The sequence below is a fragment of the Rhodococcus sp. p52 genome, from assembly GCF_000763325.2.
GTDB classification, from domain to species: domain Bacteria; phylum Actinomycetota; class Actinomycetes; order Mycobacteriales; family Mycobacteriaceae; genus Rhodococcus; species Rhodococcus pyridinivorans.
The window spans coordinates 1601124-1619753 of sequence record NZ_CP016819.1; the positions used below are offsets into that span (position 1 = coordinate 1601124).

9 protein-coding genes are annotated in these 18630 nt (G+C 68.8%); 3 read left to right on the forward strand and 6 right to left on the reverse strand.

The genetic code is table 11. The annotated features are described in order from the left end of the window. Positions 1-32 precede the first annotated feature (32 nt). Positions 33-4973 carry a polyketide synthase Pks13 gene (gene pks13, locus IM25_RS07405; RefSeq protein WP_033097842.1) on the forward strand — a complete coding sequence of 1647 codons (4941 nt, stop codon included), beginning with the start codon at positions 33-35 and terminating at the stop codon, positions 4971-4973. Between the two features lie 8 nt (positions 4974-4981). Then, the gene (locus IM25_RS07410) at positions 4982-6523 is read left to right on the forward strand and encodes an acyl-CoA carboxylase subunit beta (protein WP_006553448.1); all 1542 of its coding nucleotides are present in this window, start codon (positions 4982-4984) and stop codon (positions 6521-6523) included. Between the two features lie 82 nt (positions 6524-6605). Here the strand turns inward: IM25_RS07410 and IM25_RS07415 are convergent, their stop codons facing one another. From IM25_RS07415 to IM25_RS07425, 3 genes are read right to left on the reverse strand one after another with little or no spacing between them, the layout of a single operon-like run. After that, complete coding sequence (locus tag IM25_RS07415) at positions 6606-7040, reverse strand: hypothetical protein (protein ID WP_033097841.1); 435 nt, start codon at positions 7038-7040, stop codon at positions 6606-6608. Between the two features lie 50 nt (positions 7041-7090). Next, complete coding sequence (locus tag IM25_RS07420) at positions 7091-10399, reverse strand: arabinosyltransferase domain-containing protein (protein ID WP_065995917.1); 3309 nt, start codon at positions 10397-10399, stop codon at positions 7091-7093. A gap of 44 nt (positions 10400-10443) precedes the next feature. Beyond that, positions 10444-13740 carry an arabinosyltransferase domain-containing protein gene (locus tag IM25_RS07425; protein ID WP_033097839.1) on the reverse strand — a complete coding sequence of 1099 codons (3297 nt, stop codon included), beginning with the start codon at positions 13738-13740 and terminating at the stop codon, positions 10444-10446. Between the two features lie 130 nt (positions 13741-13870). Here IM25_RS07425 and IM25_RS07430 point away from each other — a divergent pair, with 130 nt between their 5' ends. Beyond that, positions 13871-16648, forward strand: coding sequence for an FAD-binding and (Fe-S)-binding domain-containing protein (locus IM25_RS07430; RefSeq protein ID WP_065995918.1), 2778 nt, complete (start codon positions 13871-13873; stop codon positions 16646-16648). Positions 16649-16662: 14 nt separating this feature from the next. Here the strand turns inward: IM25_RS07430 and IM25_RS07435 are convergent, their stop codons facing one another. From IM25_RS07435 to IM25_RS07445, 3 genes are read right to left on the reverse strand one after another with little or no spacing between them, the layout of a single operon-like run. Then, positions 16663-17298, reverse strand: coding sequence for a hypothetical protein (locus tag IM25_RS07435; protein ID WP_065996487.1), 636 nt, complete (start codon positions 17296-17298; stop codon positions 16663-16665). 20 nt (positions 17299-17318) lie between these two features. Further along, complete coding sequence (locus IM25_RS07440; RefSeq protein WP_232333421.1) at positions 17319-17981, reverse strand: hypothetical protein; 663 nt, start codon at positions 17979-17981, stop codon at positions 17319-17321. Beyond that, on the reverse strand, positions 17975-18610 hold the full coding sequence (locus tag IM25_RS07445) for a hypothetical protein (RefSeq protein ID WP_065996488.1): 636 nt from the start codon (positions 18608-18610) through the stop codon (positions 17975-17977). The genes IM25_RS07440 and IM25_RS07445 overlap by 7 nt, the downstream gene beginning before the upstream one ends. Between the last annotated feature and the right edge of the window lie 20 nt (positions 18611-18630).

An 18630-nucleotide genomic window follows, 5' to 3' on the forward strand; every position in this document is an offset into this window, starting at 1 on the left:
GGTAGCGTGGTGGGTTGATGTCTGACACTGAAATGACGGTTGCGCAGCTGCGCGAATGGCTGCGCAACTGGATCGCCGACGCGACCGGGCAGCCGGTCTCCCAGATCTCGGACGATCGTCCGATGGAGGAGTTCGGGCTGTCCTCCCGGGACGCCGTCGCCATGGCGGGTGAGATCGAGGAACTCCTCGGTGTCACCCTCAACGCGACGATCGCCTACCAGCACCCGACGATCGCGTCGCTCGCGACGCGCATCATCGAAGGTGAGCCCGAGGCACCCGCTGAGGACGACTCCGCCCTGTACACGGTCGGTGCCGCGGCGGGTTCGAAGGACGTCGCCATCGTCGGTCTGTCCACCCGTTTGCCGGGCCACGTCGACACCCCCGAACAGATGTGGGAGCTGCTCGCGTCCGGACGCGACGGCATCTCCGATCTGCCCGAGGGCCGCTGGTCGGAGTTCGAGAACGATCCCGCCGTGTGGGAGTCGATCCGCAACGCCAACACCAGGGGCGGCTACCTCGACGACGTCAAGGGCTTCGACGCCGAGTTCTTCGCGATGTCGCCGCGCGAGGTCGAGATGGTCGACCCGCAACAGCGCCTCGCGCTGGAGCTGACCTGGGAAGCACTCGAGCACGCGCACATCCCGCCGAGCGACCTCAAGGGCGGCTCGGTCGGTGTGTTCATCGGCAGCTCGGCGAGCGACTACATGCTCCTCGCGGTCGGCGATCCGTCCGCAGCGCATCCCTACGCGCTCACCGGCACCTCCACCGCGGTCATCGCGAACCGCGTGTCGTACTTCTACGACTTCCACGGCCCGTCGGTCACGCTCGACACGGCGTGCTCGTCGTCGCTGGTCGCCGTGCACCAGGCCGTACGTGCGCTGCGTAACGGCGAAGCCGACGTCGCCCTCGCCGGTGGCGTCAACATGCTGCTCGCCCCGGCCGGCACCCTCGGCTTCGACGAACTCGGCGTCATGGCACCCGACGGCCGCATCAAGGCGTTCTCCGCCGACGCCGACGGCATGATCCGCGCCGAGGGCGGGGGTCTCGTCGTGCTCAAGCGTCTCGAGGACGCCGAGCGCGACGGCGACGACATCCTCGCGGTGATCGCCGGTTCGGCCGTCAACCAGGACGGCCGCTCCAACGGCCTGGCCGCTCCCAACCCCGAAGCGCAGGTCGACGTGCTGCGCCGCGCCTACCGCGACGCGCAGATCCTGCCGTCCGGTGTCGACTACATCGAGGCGCACGGCACCGGCACGGTGCTCGGCGACCCGATCGAGGCCGACGCGCTCGGCCGCGTCGTCGGTCGTGGCCGCGAGGACGACAAGCCGGTCCTGCTCGGTTCGGCCAAGACCAACTTCGGTCACCTCGAGTCCGCCGCGGGTGCGGCCGGTCTCATCAAGGTCGTTCTCGCGATGCAGAACGATCAGCTGCCCCCGACGCTCAACTACACGGCGCCCAACCCGTACATCCCGTTCGACAGCGCGCACCTGAAGGTCATCCCCGAGGGCGCGAAGTGGCCGCGCTACACCGGTCGCGCCGTCGCCGGTGTGTCCGGCTTCGGTTTCGGTGGCACGAACGCGCACGTCGTCGTGCGCGAGTACACCGGCCCCGAGGGGCTCGAAGCGTCCGAGGCCGAGGTCGAGGTCCTGCCGGAGGAGATCCCCGCCGCGGAGACCACCGAGCAGGCCCGCGAGCTGCCCGTCCTGCTCGCCGTCTCCGCTGCGATGCCGTCGCGTCGCCGCCGTGCCGCCGCCGATCTCGCCGACTGGCTCGAGACCGAGAAGGGCAGCACGACGCCGCTCGCCGACGTCGCCCGCACGCTCGCTCGTCGCAATCACGGCCGGTCCCGCGCGATCGTCGTGGCGAGCAACCACGGTGAGGCGATCGCCGGTCTGCGTGCCGTCGCCGCCGGCAAGCCCGCGCAGGGCGTGTTCACCGCCGACGCTCCCGCCTCCAAGGGCGCGGTGTGGGTGCTCTCCGGCTTCGGTGCCCAGCACCGCAAAATGGCCAAGCAGCTGTACCTGGAGAACCCGGTCTTCGCGGCGGCCGTCGACGAGGTCGACGAGCTGATCTACGACGAGTCGGGCTATTCCATGAAGGAGAAGTTCCTCGACGACGCGCAGGACTACGACGTCGAGACGGCGCAGGTCGGCATCTTCACGATCCAGATCGGTCTCGCCGCGCTGCTGCGCCACCACGGTGCCGAGCCCGCCGCGGTCGTCGGCCACTCGATGGGTGAGGCCGCCGGCGCCTACATCTCGGGCGGACTCTCGCTCGAGGACGCCGTGCGCGTCATCTGCTCGCGTTCGCGTCTGATGGGTGAGGCCGAATCCGGCCTGACCGGCGACGACATCCGCCTCATGGCGCTCGTCGAGTACAGCGCCGCCGAGATCACCGACGTGCTGCCCGACTTCCCGCAGCTCGAGGTCTGCGTCTACGCGGCGCCGACGCACACCGTCATCGGTGGCCCGCAGGAGCAGGTCAACGCGATCGTCGCGCGTGCCGAGGCCGAGGAGAAGTTCGCCCGGGTCCTGCAGACCAAGGGCGCGAGCCACACCTCGCAGGTCGATCCGATCCTCGGCGAGCTCGCGGCCGAGCTCGCCGGCATCGAACCGCACCGTCTGAAGGTCGACCTGTACTCGTCGGTCGACCAGGAGACCCTCTACCGTGCAGGTCACGAGGGCATCCACGACGTGGAGTACTGGACCAAGGGCATGCGCCACAGCGTGTACTTCACGCAGGCGATCCGGCAGGCGCTGTCCGACGGGCACACCACCTTCGTCGAGCTCAACGCCAACCCCGCGACGCTCATGTCGGTCGCGGCGACGGCCTTCGACGCCGGTGTGCAGGACGGCCAGTTCATCCAGACGCTCAAGCGCAAGGAGGACGAGTCCCTCGGTGTGCTGACCGCGCTCGCGCAGTTGTACGTGCACGGGCAGTCCGTCGATCTGAGGACGCTGCTGCCGGAAGGCGACTACGCCGACCTGCCGCGCACCGCCTTCCTGCGCAAGCCGTACTGGGTCGACGCCAGCATCGGCACCTCCGGCAACGGCCGCGCGCCCGGCGCCCGGGTCGCACTGCCCGACGGCCGCTACGTGTGGGAGGTGCAGGCATCCGCCGTCACCGATGCGGCCGAGCTGGTCGTCGCGGCGGCCTCGCAGGTGCTGTCCGATGTCACGCTCACCGCGTCCATCCCGCACACCGACGTTCCCGCGACCGGCACCCTCACCACGACGCTCACCCGGCACCCGGGTGGCGCGTCACTGCAGGTGCACGCGAACACCGGCGACGGTTTCACGCTCGTCCACGAGGGTGTCGTCACATCCGGTGAGCCGCTGCCCGCGCCCGTCGCGGTGGCCGCGAAGCCGGCCGCGCAGGCCGAGGAGCTTCCCGAGGTCGTCGAGTCGTTCGGCGACCAGTGGGATCCCAACGGATCGCAGAGCCTCGATGACCGCCTGACGCTGATCGTCGCCGAGTCCATGGGTTATGCGCCCGAGGATCTGCCCGCCGAGATCCCGCTCATCGAGCTGGGCCTCGACTCGCTCATGGCGGTCCGCATCAAGAACCGCGTCGAGTACGAGTTCGACATCCCGCAGCTGCAGCTGTCGGCGGTCAAGGACGCGAGCCTGCGCGACGTCGCGAAGTACCTGCGATACGCCGTCGAGAACCGCGAGGAGGTCGCGCAGCTCGCCGAGCAGCAGGCCGCCGAGAAGGCAGCCGAACGCGCCGCCGCTGCGGAGCAGGACGATCTTCCCGAGGTCGAGGACACCACCGCGGTGGGCGAGGCCGAGCAGATTCTCGCCGAAGCCGAAGCCGAAGCCGAAGCCGAAGCCGAAGCCGAAGCCGAAGCACAGACCGCGCCCGAGACGGCCGAGCCCGAGCAGGAGTCGAGCGGTGTCGACGTGCCGCCGCGCGACGCCGCGGAACGGTTGACCTTCGCCTCGTGGGCCGTGGTCACGGGCAAGTCGGCCAAGGGCATCTTCAACCGGTTGCCGAAGCTCGACCGCGATGTCGCCGAGAAGCTCGCGGCACGGCTGACCGAGCGGGCCGAGGGTGAGATCACCGTCGACGACGTGCTCTCCGCCCCGACCGTCGAGCAGCTCGCCGAGACCGTCCGTCAGCATCTCGAATCCGCCGATCGCATCGACGGACTCGTGCGCACCCTGCGGCCCCGCGCCGAGGGATCGGACACCGTGCCGGTCTTCGTCTTCCACCCCGCGGGTGGTTCGACGGTCGCGTACGAGCCGCTGCTGCGCCGCCTGCCCGCGCACACCCCGGTGTTCGGTTTCGAGCGCACCGAGGGCCCGATCGAAACCCGCGCACAGGCGTACCTGCCGCTCATCAAGGAGATCCAGGGCGACGGCCCGTACGTGCTGTGCGGCTGGTCGCTCGGCGGTGTCCTGGCCTACGCGGTGGCCCGTCTGCTCCGCGAGGAGGGCAAGGACGTGCGTCTCGTCGGTCTCATCGACACCGTCATGGCCGGTGAGAAGGTCGAGGACACGCCCGACGAGATCCGCAAGCGCTGGCAGCGTTACTCGGCGTTCGCGAAGAAGACCTACGGGGTCGACGCGCCGCTGCCCTACGACCTGCTGGCCGAGGCCGGCAGCGACGAGGAGCAGATCGGCATCCTGATGGGTCTGCTCGAGCTGAGCGGGGCGCAGATCCCCGGCGGCATCATCGAGCACCAGCGCACGTCGTGGCTCGACAACCGCGCCATCCAGACCGCGGAGCTGCTGCCCTACGACGGCAAGGTCGTGCTGTACATGGCCGACAAGTATCACGACGACGCGATCGATCTCGAGCCGGCCTTCGGGACCCGGCTGCCCGACGGTGGGTGGGGTGAGGTCGTCGCGGATCTCGAGGTCGTGCACGTCGGCGGCGATCACCTGCAGATCGTCGACGAGCCGTACATCTCGAAGGTGGGGGAAGACCTGACCCGCAAGCTGGCCGACATCGAGGCCTCGAGGAGCTGAACGAAGAAGTGAGCACCACGGCACAGAAGCTGGCCGAGTTGCGCGAGAAGCTGGAGATCGCGAAGGAGCCTGCCGGCGAACTCGCGATCGCCAAGCGCGCGAAGAAGGGCATCCCGAGCGCTCGTGAGCGCATCGACATGCTGCTCGACAGGGGCAGTTTCGTCGAGATCGGCGCGCTGATGAAGATGCCGGGCCGCGACGATGCGATGTACGGCGACGCCGTCGTCGTCGGGCACGGCACGGTCGACGGCCGCCCGGTCGCGGTGTTCTCCCACGACCAGACCGTCTTCGGCGGCAGCGTCGGTGAGATGTTCGGCCGCAAGGTCGCCGCGGTCCTCGACTTCGCCCTCAAGATCGGTTGCCCCGTCGTCGGCATCAACGACTCCGGTGGTGCCCGCGTGCAGGACGCCGTCACCTCGCTCGCCTGGTACGGCGAGATCGGCAAGCGTCACGAGCCGCTGTCGGGTCTGTGCCCGCAGATCTCGGTGATCGTCGGCAACTGCGCCGGTGGTGCGGTCTACGCGCCGATCAACACCGACGTCGTGGTCGCCACCGAAGGCGCCCACATGTTCGTCACCGGCCCGGACGTCATCAAGGCGGTCACCGGTGAGAACGTGAGCCTCGAGGAGCTCGGCGGTGCCCGTCAGCAGGCCGAGTACGGCAACGTGCACCACGTCGCGCCGGATGAGAAGGCCGCTTTCGAGTGGGTGCGGCAGTACCTGAGCTACATGCCGTCCAACGCGCAGGAGAAGCCTCCGATCATCAATCCCGGTCTCGAACCGGAGCTCACGCCCGACGATCTCGAACTCGACACGTTCATGCCCGACGCCGACAACTCCGGCTACGACATGCAGGACATCCTGCTGAAGATCTTCGACGACGGCGAGTTCCTCGAGGTCCGCGCACAGACCGCGCCGAACATCATCACCGGCTACGCCCGCGTCGACGGCCGGGCGGTGGGCGTGGTGGCGAACCAGCCGCTGTACCTGTCGGGTGCGCTCGATGCGGCTGCTGCCGACAAGGCCGCGCACTTCGTGCGCGTGTGCGACGCCTACGACATCCCGCTCGTGTTCGTCGTCGACACCCCCGGCTTCCTGCCCGGTGTCGAGCAGGAGAAGATCGGCGTCATCAAGCGTGGCGGCCGCTTCTTGTTCTCATATGTCGAGGCGTCGGTCCCGAAGGTGACCGTCGTAGTCCGTAAGGCCTACGGCGGCGGTTACGCCGTGATGGGGTCGAAGCAGCTCGGCGCCGACATCAACTTCGCGTGGCCCACCGCGCGTATCGCCGTGATGGGTGCCGAATCGGCTGTCGCGGTGATCGGTCGCCGGCAGATCGAGGCCGCGGGCGAGAACGCTCCGGCGGTGCGCCAGCAGCTCATCAACTTCTACAACGAGCACGTGGCCACGCCGTACATCGCGGCCGAGCGCGGATACGTCGACGCGGTGATCGAGCCGTCGACCACCCGTCTCGAGATCCGCAAGGCGCTGAACCTTCTTCGCGACAAGGAAGTGTTCAAGAACCCGCGGAAGCATCACCTGCTGCCGCTGTAGAGCCGTTGCCGACGGGGCCTGTGCACCAGTGCGTGCACAGGCCCCGTCGTGTGTATCCGACGCCGCCCCACCGGGCCGGGGGTCAGGGCACGGTCCAGGAACCCCGGCCCGGCAGGAAGGTGATGTCGGTGGTCGTCACGACCGCCTCGATACGTCCGGAGCCGGTCTCGAACCAGGGGTATTCCCATCCTGCGGAGGGGATGGGCGGGTAGATCGGCAGGGTGACGGTGCCACGCTGTCCGGTGGTGACGTTCGTCCAGTTCACGAGGCACGGGCACTGGAAGCTGCTGCCGAATCGTGAGAAGCCGGGACGCTCGGGGTCCACACCGACGGTCACGCCCTCGTTGACGAGGAGACCTCCCCACCCTGCGGAACCGGTGCCACCGACCGCGCCGATCACAGGGCTCAGGGTCGTAGCCGCCACAGGCTCCGCGGACGCTGCGGGAGCGGTGACCACACCGAGCGCGAGCGCCGCGCCCAGGGCTGCCGTGAATGCGATCTTTCTCGAGGTCGTCATGCCATGTGTGTCGCCCGTCGGCGTCACTTCCGTTACTCGCGCCTCATCCGTCACTCGTAGACGCGCATCGGCGCGGGTTTCCACAACCCGGACCTCGTCACCTCGGTGGTGGTCAGTTCGGCCGGCTGCGCATTCGGGTAGAAGCGCACGTACCGCTCCACCGAACCCCAGTCGCGCCCCCAGTCGTTCTCGAGGTAGGTGGGCACCTGCTCGGGTCGCGCCAGGACCTCCGCGAAGCCGAGCGGGCCACCGTTGTCGGCCGACTGCCAGGTGTCGGTCGACGACACCGCGAGCGGACGGTCGGGGAGGACCCGGTAGTTCGGCATCTCGGCCACACCGGCCCAGTGGTCGAACGGCCGCTGGCACGGGAACTGCAGACCCACGGCCCAGTCCAGCAGGAGCGGCTGCTCGGAACCGAGCTGGGCGTCGAGCCGCTCGAGGATGGGGACGCGCGGCGGCGTGAACGCCAGCCACTGGTCGCCGGTGAGGTTGGGGTCGTTGGCGACGATGCGGACGGCGTCGACGTCGTCGGGCAGGTCGGCGAGCGGCACACGCAGGTTCCGCCACGACGGTGCGGGGCCGATGTCGCGCGGCAGGTAGGTGCCCTTCGCCTCGACGCTGCCGTCGGCCTGGCGGGTGCCGTACTCGACGAGCAGCGACTGGCCGTAGGTCAGTGCACCGGTGTCGTCGTACGACCAGATGCGACCGGCCGCGGAGATGATCACCAGCGGCGTCTCGTCGGTGATCCCGGGAAGGGCGTACCAGCTGGAGGTGAGCGCGGCGGGTTCCTGCACACCCTCCTGGTAGCTGCCGAGCACCGGGGTGACGGACGGGTCGAGCCCGAAGGGCAGACGCACGGTGCTGCCGTTGACGGTCTGCTCACCGGAACCACCCGTGGTGCCGCCGCCCGCGCCCGTCTCGAAGGTCGGGCCGACGCTCTGGTTGTCGGTGTTGCCCTGACCCGGCTTGACCTCGACGTAGTCGGCGGTCAGGTCGGACGGCACGCCGTCGGGAGTGAAACCGCGCGGCGCCGCACCGGCGAGCGGGTCGTCGTTTGCCGGCGGATCGGCGGGGTCGATGATCGGTTCGAGGCGTCCCTCGTTGGGGTCGGCCTCGACGAGCACGTCGTTCGCGAGACCGCAGGTCTGCCCGGCGACCGCCCCGATGTTGGAGCGAGCGAGCGAGTACGCCGGGTATTGCGACACCGCGCCCTTGAGCAGCGACAGCACCTCGAACAGCACCATCACCGCGGCGACGACCGTGAGCGGCGCAGCCGCGAGGGCGCGGATCCGCCGGCCCTTCTTCGTCTCGGCCGACTCCGGCGGCGGTGCGTAGCCCTCGCGGAGGTACTGCCACGCGACGAGCACCAGGGCGAGACCGAACAGGACCAGGAACAGCGAGCTCGACTGGTAGCCGCTCAGCGAGACGGTCTTGTCGAACCACGGCACGCCGTAGCTCGAGACGTACCACCAGCCGTTGATGCCGGCGAACGACACCGCCAGGACGAACAGCACTCCGGCGAGGAAAATCGTGCGGTTGCGCCGCGACCGCAATGCGCTCGCGGAGACCACGACGGCGGTGACCGTCGCGAGCGATCCGGCGATGCCTGCGTACGCCCCGAAGTGGTGGGTCCACTTCGTGGGGTTGAACATCATGAAGAAGATCGTGCCGAAGACGATGCCGAGCAGACGCCAGGTCGGGCTCACGGCGACGCCGGGGATCCGGCGGCGGCGCAGCAGCACGAACAGCGTCGTGAACAGGCACAGCAGCATCGTGAGGAACGCGAAGCGGCGCGGCAGTGAACCGTCGACGGTCTGCACCATCAGGTAGTAGTAGCGGAGGAAGTCGTTCCACCACTCCTCGTTGGGGCCGATGATGGTGCGCACGCGGGTCGCCTCGAGGACCGCGGCGAGGGTCTGGTCGGAGAACACCACGACGAGCACGAGCATCCCGGCGGCGCCGATCGGGGCGAGCAGTGGCAGGGGGCCGACCTCGCGGTGGCGGCGCACGATGATCCGCGTCATCGGCCGGATGCCGGCGATGAGCGCGGCGATACACATCAGGCCCGTCGGTGCAGCGGCGAGGGTGAAGGCGCCGATGAACACCGCCGTCGCGGCGGGCAGCAGACGACCGGTCGCGATGGCGCGTTCGATCGAGCACCAGGTCAGCAGCGCACCGAGCGCGACGATCGGCTCGGGCCGCAGACCGTTGTTGTAGGGCAGCCAGAAGGCGAGGAAGACCAGTCCGCCGGTCCACAGTGCGATGCGGTTGTGCCGCACGGCCCGGCCGAGACGCGGCACCACCTCACGGCTGATGACCATCCAGCACAGGATTCCGGCGATCAGTGCCGGGATGCGCATCCATGGGCTGGCCGTGGAGATCTTCGCGAACGCCGCCAGCACGTCGTAGTACCAGCCGAAGGGAGCTTCGGGGACACCGAACCAGCGGAAGTAGTTGGCCATGTAGCCGGAGTTCTCCGCCGCCCGGGCCATGGTCAGCAGGTAGCCGTCGTCCGAGGTGTTCGCGCCGAAGAAGTGCCAGCCGACGAGCGTGAGGACCACGACGACGTCGACGCCGGTGAACTTCCACCAGCGGGACGGCAGGAAGCGGCGGTGACCGCGACCGTCCGTGCCGTCGAGCTTGGCCAGCGCGCCGAGCGCGAGTGCCGTCGACAGCACCGCGAGGACCATCGCGAGGGACTTGACCAGCGTCGGCGACGACGTGAACCGGGAATCGACATCGACGGTGACGTCGAGGCCGGGAGCCGCGGTCGGCAGGTCGCTGAACACGCCCACGACGAGCGGCCGCAGGTCGCCGGTGAGCTCACCCGACCGCGGGTTGCCGTTCTCGTCCGAGAGGCCGACGAACTCGGCGGTGGTGCGTTCGGAGTCGGAGAAGATCTGCAGTTCGCTGCACGCACCCGACTCGACGTCGGCGCGCGGCGCGGTCGCGACCACCACGTTGCGGTCGAGCACGTCGACGTTCTCGGCGCCGACCCGCACGAACATCGCGTTGAGGGCGGCGTCCTGCCCGTTGGTGGGGGCGGTCGCGAGCAGCATCCCGCCGTCGCCGGGCATCTCCGCGACGGCGCTGCACGGCACGGTGGCGCGGAGCTGGAGGGGGACCTGCGACATCAGCGGCAGTTCGACGTCGGTCGCCGCCGCGTCCTTCGGCCACGACATCGTCGCCTCGGTCACGCGGACCGGGAGAAACGGTGTGGCCAGCGCCAAGATCATGCCGAGCAACCCGGCGACGACGGCGACGAGTCGCGCAGTCCGGTACCGAGTGCGAAGGTCCTCGCCCATCGACCGGGGGGCGGTCGGAGCGGGCGCGGGTGAGGTCGTCACGTCGTCGGGCACGGGAGTCGATGGTATCCGGCGACGTGGTGTGACGGCACTCGCCCTTACTCCAGCAGGACGGGGACCCCGTCACGGATGCGGCCCGGCGACCACAGGCCGGAGCGGGTCGTCACGTCGGTGGTGACCTCCGCGGGGGAGGCATCCGGGTCGATCGGACGGTACTGCTCGAGCGATCCCCAGTCGCGATCCCAGTCGTGGTTCAGATAGGTGGGGACGGCCTCGGCGTTCAGCAGAAGCGGGATCCAGCCGAGCGGTCCGCCGCCGATGTCGTCCTGCCAGCCGTTCGTCGCGTCGGCCCCGACCCGGTCCGGGAGGATGCGGTACTCGGGGACCTCGGCGACACCGTTGCGGTGCCCGAAGGGTCGCTGGCACGGGAAGGCGAGACCCACCGACCAGTCGATGAGGACCGGGGCGTCGGATCCGACGACCTCCTGCAGGGTCTGCATGCGCGGCATCCGCGGCGGCGTGACCGCGACCCACTGGTCGGGGGAGAGGTCACCGTCGTCGACGACGATCCGCACGGCGTCGGCGTCGGCCGGGATCGCGTCGCTCGGCACGCGCAGGTTGCGCCAGGACGGCGACGGGCCGATGTCGATCGGGGCGAGCGTGGCCAGCGGCGTCACGTCGTCCCCGGATGACGAACCGAACTCCAGCAGCACGTCCTGACCGGGGGTGATGACACCGTCGGGGTCGACGTAGCGGATGCGTCCCGCCGCGGTCACGACCAGCAGCGGTGTCTCGTCGGTGCGCTCCGGCAGCGCGTACCAGCCGGATTCGAGTTCGGCGGACTGCTGCACGCCGGAGCGGTAGCTGCCGAGGACGGGCGTGGTCTGCGGGTCGAGGCCGAAGGGCAGCTTCACGGTGCTGCCGTTGATGCCCTCGTCGCTGGTGCGACCGCCCTCGGTGCCGGCGCTGGTGGATGTGGTGGTGCCGCCCTCCTCGCTGTCGACGGTGTTGGCGCCACCGGTCGTGGTGGTCTCCGCGTCGGCGGTGAGGTCGAGGGCCACGCCGTTCGGGGTGAAACCGACGGCCGTGCCCGCACCCAGGGCCTCGCCCGCATCACCGTCGAGGGGCTGAAGCATGGTCGCGTTCGGTTCGGACTCGACGAGCACCTCGTCGGCGAGTCCGCAGGAGTTGCCTGTGAGGGCCGCCGCGTTCGACTTGGCGATCGAATAGGCCGGGTACTGCGAGACCGCGCCCTTGAGCAGCGACAGCACCTCGAACACCACCACCGCCGCCGCGACCAGCGTGAGCGGCGCCGACGCCAGGGCCCGCACCCTGCCGTTGCGGTCGGGTCGCGGCGTGGTGAACGGCTCGCGCAGGTGGAACCACGCGGCGAGGAGCAGGGCGAGCACCGTGAGGCCGAGCAGTGCCGTGGAGAAGGCGTAACCGGAGATCGACGGCGGCTTGTCCCACCACGGGATGCCGTAGCTCGAGACGTACCACCAGCCGTTCGAACCGGTGAAGGCCATCGCCAGGACGAACAGCACCCCGGCGGTGAACAGCGCCCGGTTGCGGGCCGATCGGATGCCGACCGAGCCCACTCCGATCGCGGCGAGCGCAGCCACCGACGCGGCCAGGCCCGCGTACACACCGAAGTGGTGTGTCCACTTCGTCGGCGTGAGCATCATGAGCAGCAACGACGCGAAGACGATGCCGAGGATGCGGCGCGAGGGTCCGATAGCGGTGCCCGGGATGCGGCCCTTGCGCAGGATCAGCATGACGCACACGACCAGGCACAACAGCATCACGAACACGCCGAACCGGCGGGCCAGCGAACCGTCGGGGGAGACGGTGAGCAGTGCGTCCCACCGCAGTCGCTCGTCGAACCACGGCACGTTCGGTCCCACGGCCGAACGCACGCGGGTCGCTTCGAGGACCGACGCGAGCGTCTGGTCGGCGAAGACGGCGATGAGCACGACGGTGCCCGACGCCAGGATCGGCGCGAGGGGCGCGACGACACCGACGAGATGCCGGCGCGCGATAAGAACCTTCACCAGCGGGCGCATCCCGGCGACGAGTGCGGCCACCGCGATCAGGCCGGTCGGGCCGGCGGCGAGAGAGAAGGCCGCGATGAGGACCGCGATCGCGGCGGGCAGCATGCGCCCGGTCGCGATGGCGCGTTCGATCGAACACCAGGTCAGCAGCGCACCGACCGCGATGATCGGCTCCGGGCGCAGACCGTTGTTGTAGGGGAGCCAGAAGGCGAGGAAGACCAGCCCGGCCGTCCACAGCGACACCCGGCTGTGCCGGACAGCGACGCCGAGCCGGGGGATGACCTCGCGGCTGATGACCATCCAGCACAGGATCGCCGCGATGAGCGTGGGCAGGCGCATCCACACGCTCGACGTCGAGACCTGTGCGAACACGACGAGCACGTCGTAGAACCAGCCGAACGGCGCCTCGGGCACACCGAACCAGCGGAAGTAGTTGGCCATGTATCCGGCGTCGCCGGACACCCGCGCCATGTTGAGGATGTAGCCGTCGTCCGAGGTGTTCGCGCCGATGATGTGCCAGAGCAGCAGAGTGCTCACGACCACCGCGTCCACGAGGGTGAACCGCCACCAGCGGGCCGGCAGGAACCGGCGCGCGCGGCGCCCGTCGATCCCGTCGAGTCGATGCAGAGCGACGAGGGAGACCAGCGTCGCGAGCGCGCACACGATCATCGCGAGGAGCTTGAGCACCGTGGGGGTCGAGGTGAACCGCGAGTCGAGCTCGGCGCGCACCGACAACCGCTCGGTGGAGTCGTCACCGTCGGGTTCGAAGGCGCCGGCCGGGCCGCCGAGGTCGCTGAAGACACCGACCATCTGCGGCCGCTCGTCGCCCTCGAGCTCGATCGCCACCGGCGGGTCGGCGCCCACGATCTCGGCGGCGGTGCGTTCGGAGTTCGATGCGACCGTCACGGCCGTACACGGCTCGTCGAGCGGCGCCGAGACGAGCACCGAGTTGCGCAGGACGGCCTCGACGGTGCCGGGAGCGCCGTCCTCACCGGGTATCGCGCGGATCACCAGGCCCTCCGCCGTGGCGTCGGGGGAGCCGGACGGGATGGTCGAGACGAGGGTGCCGCCGTCGGAACCGAGCTGCGCTGCTGCCGCGCACGGCACGCTGGCCCGCAGCGTGAGCGGGGCGTAGGTGACGAGCGGCGCCTCGACACTGTCGATGCTGCCGTTCTGCGGCCATTGCAGTTCGCCGGTTTCCTGCCGGACCGGCAGGAACGGAAGGGTCAGAGCCAGCACGAACCCGAGCAGTCCCGACACGATCGCGACGATCCGAGCTGTGCGGACGCGCGATGTCGGGTCGGGCGAATCGGTTTTCCCGGGCGAAGCGGTATCGGCTGGCACAAGCGTCGATGCTAGGCGAGTCCCGTCACGGGGCCGGCGCGTGCCGCTCCGCTCGCACCACTCGCGGGTACTCCGCGGTTCTGTCCGACCACGTCCGGAGCGATGCCTCCCGCCACTAGCATCGCTGTCTATGAGGACTTCCACCCCGATCGGGCGCGCTCTGCGCGCGGCGGGCATCGGGGAGGTCTGCGACGACTCGACCACGCGCGCGCTGTACTCGTCCGACGCTTCTCTCTATCGCGTCCCGCCACAGGCCGTGGTGCGCGCCCGATCGATCGACGACGTCGCCACGACCCTCGACGTGTGCCGCCGGGAAGGTGTCCCCCTCACCTCCCGCGGCACCGGCACCTCGCTCGCGGGCAACGCTGTCGGGCCTGGCGTGGTCATCGACTTCTCGCGTCACCTGAACCGGGTGCTCTCCGTCGACCCAGAGACCCGGACCGCGCGGGTGCAACCGGGTGTCGTGCAGGCCGAACTGCAGCGCGCCGCGGCACCGCACGGTCTGCGCTTCGGTCCCGATCCGTCCACCCACAACCGGTGCACGATCGGCGGGATGATCGGCAACAACGCGTGCGGGGCGCGTGCGCTCGGCTACGGCCGCACATCCGACAACGTCGTCGCCCTCGAAGTACTCACCGGCACCGGGCACCCGCTGTCGCTGCCCGGCGAGGATCCGGTGCTGGAACCGTTGCGGGAGATCGTCGCCCGCGACCTCGCGACCATCCGCACCGAATTCGGCCGCTTCGGCCGGCAGGTGTCGGGTTATGCACTCGAGCATCTGCTGCCGGAGAACGGTTTCGACGTCCGGAAGCTGTTCGTCGGTAGCGAGGGCACGCTCGGGATCACGACCGAGGCGACGGTGCAGCTGGTCGTCGATCCCGCCTTCCGCACGATGGTCGTGCTCGGCTATCCCGACATCGTCGCCGCCGGGAACGCCGCGCACGGACTACTGGGTTTCCGGCCCACAGCATGCGAAGGGCTCGACTCGCGGATCGTCGACATCGTCCGCGCCCGGCGCGGACCGGCCGCGGTACCGCCCCTTCCCTCCGGCGCAGCGTGGCTGTTCGTCGAACTGGCAGGTGACGACGCCGACGAGGTCCGCGACCGGGCATGTGCGCTCGCTCAGGCCGCCGCCGCGACCGACCTGCTGCACGTCGAGGACCAGGCGCGTGCCGCTGCGCTGTGGCGTATCCGGGAGGACGGGTCCGGCCTGTCGGCGAGAAGCCCGAAGGGACTGCCCGCGCACGCGGGCTGGGAGGACGCCGCCGTCCCTGCCCACCGCGTCGGCGACTATCTCCGCGACTTCGAGGAACTGCTCGCCGGATACGACGTCACCGGCTACCCCTACGGGCACTTCGCCGACGGCTGCATCCACATCCGCCTCGACATCCCCCTCGAGGTTCCGGGTCTGTTCCGCGAATTCCTTTTCGAGGCAGCTGAACTCGTCGCCGAATACGGCGGGTCGATGTCGGGGGAGCACGGCGACGGGCGTGCCCGGAGCGAACTGCTGCCCGTGATGTACTCACCCGACGCGCTCGCACTGTTCGGGGCTGTGAAGTCGGTCTTCGATCCGGAGAACGTCCTCAACCCCGGCGTGCTCGTCGACCCGCGGCCCGTCGACGCCGACCTGCGCGTCCCGGCGGCCGGGAAGATCCGGGAGGGCCTGGCCTTCCGCTATCTCGAGGACGGTGGCGACTTCACGCAGGCAGTGCACCGGTGTACCGGGGTCGGCAAGTGCCGCGCCGACAATACCGGCACCGGCGGGGGGATGTGCCCGTCCTTCCTCGCGACCCGTGAGGAGAAGGACTCCACCCGAGGACGTGCCCGGGTGCTGCAGGAGATGCTCAACGGTCACCTCGTCGCCGAGTCGTGGCAGTCGCCGGAAGTGCACGAGGCGCTCGATCTGTGCTTGTCGTGCAAGGGATGTCTGTCGGACTGTCCGACCGGAGTCGACATGGCGACCCTCAAATCCGAAGTTCTGCACCAGACCTACCGGGGACGGAGGCGCCCCGCCAGTCACTACGGTCTCGGCAGGCTGCCGCAGTGGGCGGCGATCGCCTCCCGTGCACCACGCGCCGTCAACGCCCTTGTCCGCGCTCCGGGGGTCGCCCCGCTCGGGTTGACCGTCGCCGGTCTCGACCGCCGCCGCCGTGTACCGAGGTTCGCGCCCCGCACCTTCCGGAAGTGGTTCGCCGACACCCTCTCGCGACGATCCCGCACGGGCGATCCGGTGCTGCTGTTCGTCGATACTTTCACCGAGTACTTCACCCCGGAGATCGGGGTTGCCGCCGTGCGCGTGCTCGAAGCCGCCGGACACAGCGTGCACCTCACCGACGAACCCCGCTGCTGCGGCCTGACGTGGATCACCACCGGCCAGCTCGACCAGGCCCGGAAGATCCTGGGCCGCACCGTCGCCGAACTCTTCCGCAGCGGCATGCCGATCGTCGGTCTCGAACCGTCGTGTACCGCCGTCCTGCGTTCCGACGCGGTCGAACTGCTCGGGTCCGCACCTGCTCGCCTCGTGGCCGACAGCACCACGACCCTCGCCGAACTCCTCGCCGACTGGGAACCGCCGTCGCTGGACGGCACACGGATCGTCGCACAACCCCACTGCCACCACCACGCCGTCATGGGATGGGGCGCCGACGCCGCCCTGTTGCGACGCGCGGGTGCCGACGTGCAGCGCCTCGCCGGCTGCTGCGGCCTGGCCGGGAATTTCGGAGTCGAACGCGGGCACTACGACGTGTCGGTGGCGGTCGCGCGAACCCAATTGCTGCCGGCGGTCGAGGCGGCATCCGACGACGCGGTGATCCTCGCCGACGGCTACTCGTGCCGTACCCAGCTGAGCGACCTCACGACGCGGCGCGGCACGCATCTGGCGGAGTTGCTGGCCTCACGACTGCCGTAGGCCCGGAGACGTCCTCACCCTCTACGCCGCCGTCCTCTGGTGCGTTCGCTTCGGGTGGGGCGCGGTCCGAGTTCGTAGGGGATCTTCAGGATGTGGCGGGGCTTGGCGTCGATGTCGCAGTTGCCGGACGCGACGGAGTGGAGGATGCCGTTGTAGACGAGGTCCCACAAGTCGGGGTTGCGTTGGATCTCGCTGATCTTGAACGAGTGGATTTTGTTGCCGTGGGCGTCTTTCAGTCGCAGGACACGACTGGGCCCATCAGCGGAGAAGCGGATGCGAGTGAGATGGTAGGTATCGACCCAGCTGTCGTGCCATTGGACCCAGGTGGCACCGGCTGCGGTCCAGTGGTTTCCCTTGCCGAAGAACAACAATAGTGAACTTCCAGGGATGATGACCCACATGATCCACCAGTGGATCCAGCGAAAGTCTCCATTGATGACGGTGAGGTACACGACCAAGATTGCCGCTATGAGGAATGCGCCGATGTATCGGTCGCGCACGGTGGGCTGGAGCCATTCGAGAACGGGGCCGAGATGCTCCGGTGCATCTGGTGGGTTCCGTGGGTTACGTTCGAGCGGTGTGTATTCCGTGCCGTGGTAGATGCGGGGCGCCCGGGGTGGGCGGGGTTCGCCTGTGATCGAATCCGGCATCGGTGGCAGGTCGGCAGCGTTCACCCTCTACGCCCCCGTCCTCTGATGCGCTCGCTACGGGTTGGGCGCGGCCCGAGTTCGTAGGGGATCTTCAGGATGTGGCGGGGTTTGGCGTCGATGTCGCAGTTGCCGGAGGCGACGGAGTGGAGGATGCCGTTGTAGACGAGGTCCCACAGGTCGGGGTTGCGCTGGATCTCGCTGATCTTGAACGAATGGATTTCGTTGCCGTGGGCATCTTTCAACCGAAGAACACGGCTGTAGCCGTCAGCGGAGAATTGGATGCGGGTGAGTTTGTATGTGTCGACCCAACTGCCGCGCCACTGCACCCAACTGACACCGGCTGCTGTCCAGTGGTTTCCGGAGGTCCGGAACATCATCCATGGGAAGAGCGCGAGCAGACCCCATGCCCACCATTCGAGGACCCAGCTGAATCCCCCTGCGCTGATCGTCCCGAATACCGAGAGTAGTCCGGCGAGCATCGCGGCATCGCCGTACTGGTCGCGAAGGCTGGGCTGGAGCCATTCGAGGGTGGGTCCGAGGTGATCCGGTGCCTTCGGTGGGTTTCGTGGGGAGCGCTTGACTGGTGTGTATTCCGTGCCGTGGTAGATGCGGGGCGCCCGGGGTGGGCGGGGTTCGCCTGTGATCGAATCCGGCATCGGTGGTAGATCGATGGGGTTCACCATCTGCGGCGTCGTCCTCTGATGCGTTCGCTTCTGGTTGGGCGCGGCCCGAGTTCGTAGGGGATCTTCAGGATGTGGCGGGGCTTGGCGTCGATGTCGCAGTTGTCCGACGCGACGGAGTGGAGGATGCCGTTGTAGACCAGATCCCACAGGTCAGGGTTTCCTTGAATGTCGCTGATCTTGAACGAGTGGATCTCGTTGCCGTGAGCGTCTTTCAAACGAAGAACGCGGTTCGGCCCGTCTGCGGAGAAACGTATACGGGTGAGGTGGTAGGTGTCGACCCAGCTGTCGCGACATTGCACCCATGTGGATCCTGCTGCCGTCCAATGGTTCCTGATCCCGCGAAACATCAGCCAGCCACCCGCAGTGATGATGAGCCACGCACCCCACCAGTGAATCCAGCGAAGATCCCCGTTGGAGATTGTGAAGAACGCGACCGTAATGGTCATCAGGGTAAATGCGCTGATGTATTTTTCGCGGACGTGAGGTTGGAACCATTCGAGAGTGGGACCGAGATGGTCCGGTGCTTCCGGTGGTTTTCGTGGTTGTCGGTCGGTCGGTGTGTACTCGATGCCGTTATGAATGCGTGGTGCGTGAGGCGGGCGAGGTACACCGGTGATCGTGTCAGGCATGGGAGGGAGATTGTCCTCGT

Excerpts from the sequence above, each read along its gene's own strand:
- pks13 (WP_033097842.1), top strand. The coding sequence starts at position 33 with ATGACGGTTGCGCAGCTGCGCGAATGGCTGCGCAACTGGATCGCCGAC.
- IM25_RS07415 (WP_033097841.1), bottom strand. The coding sequence starts at position 7,040 with ATGACGACCTCGAGAAAGATCGCATTCACGGCAGCCCTGGGCGCGGCG.
- IM25_RS07430 (WP_065995918.1), top strand. The coding sequence starts at position 13,871 with ATGAGGACTTCCACCCCGATCGGGCGCGCTCTGCGCGCGGCGGGCATC.
- IM25_RS07435 (WP_065996487.1), bottom strand. The coding sequence starts at position 17,298 with ATGCCGGATTCGATCACAGGCGAACCCCGCCCACCCCGGGCGCCCCGC.
- IM25_RS07440 (WP_232333421.1), bottom strand. The coding sequence starts at position 17,981 with ATGGTGAACCCCATCGATCTACCACCGATGCCGGATTCGATCACAGGC.
- IM25_RS07445 (WP_065996488.1), bottom strand. The coding sequence starts at position 18,610 with ATGCCTGACACGATCACCGGTGTACCTCGCCCGCCTCACGCACCACGC.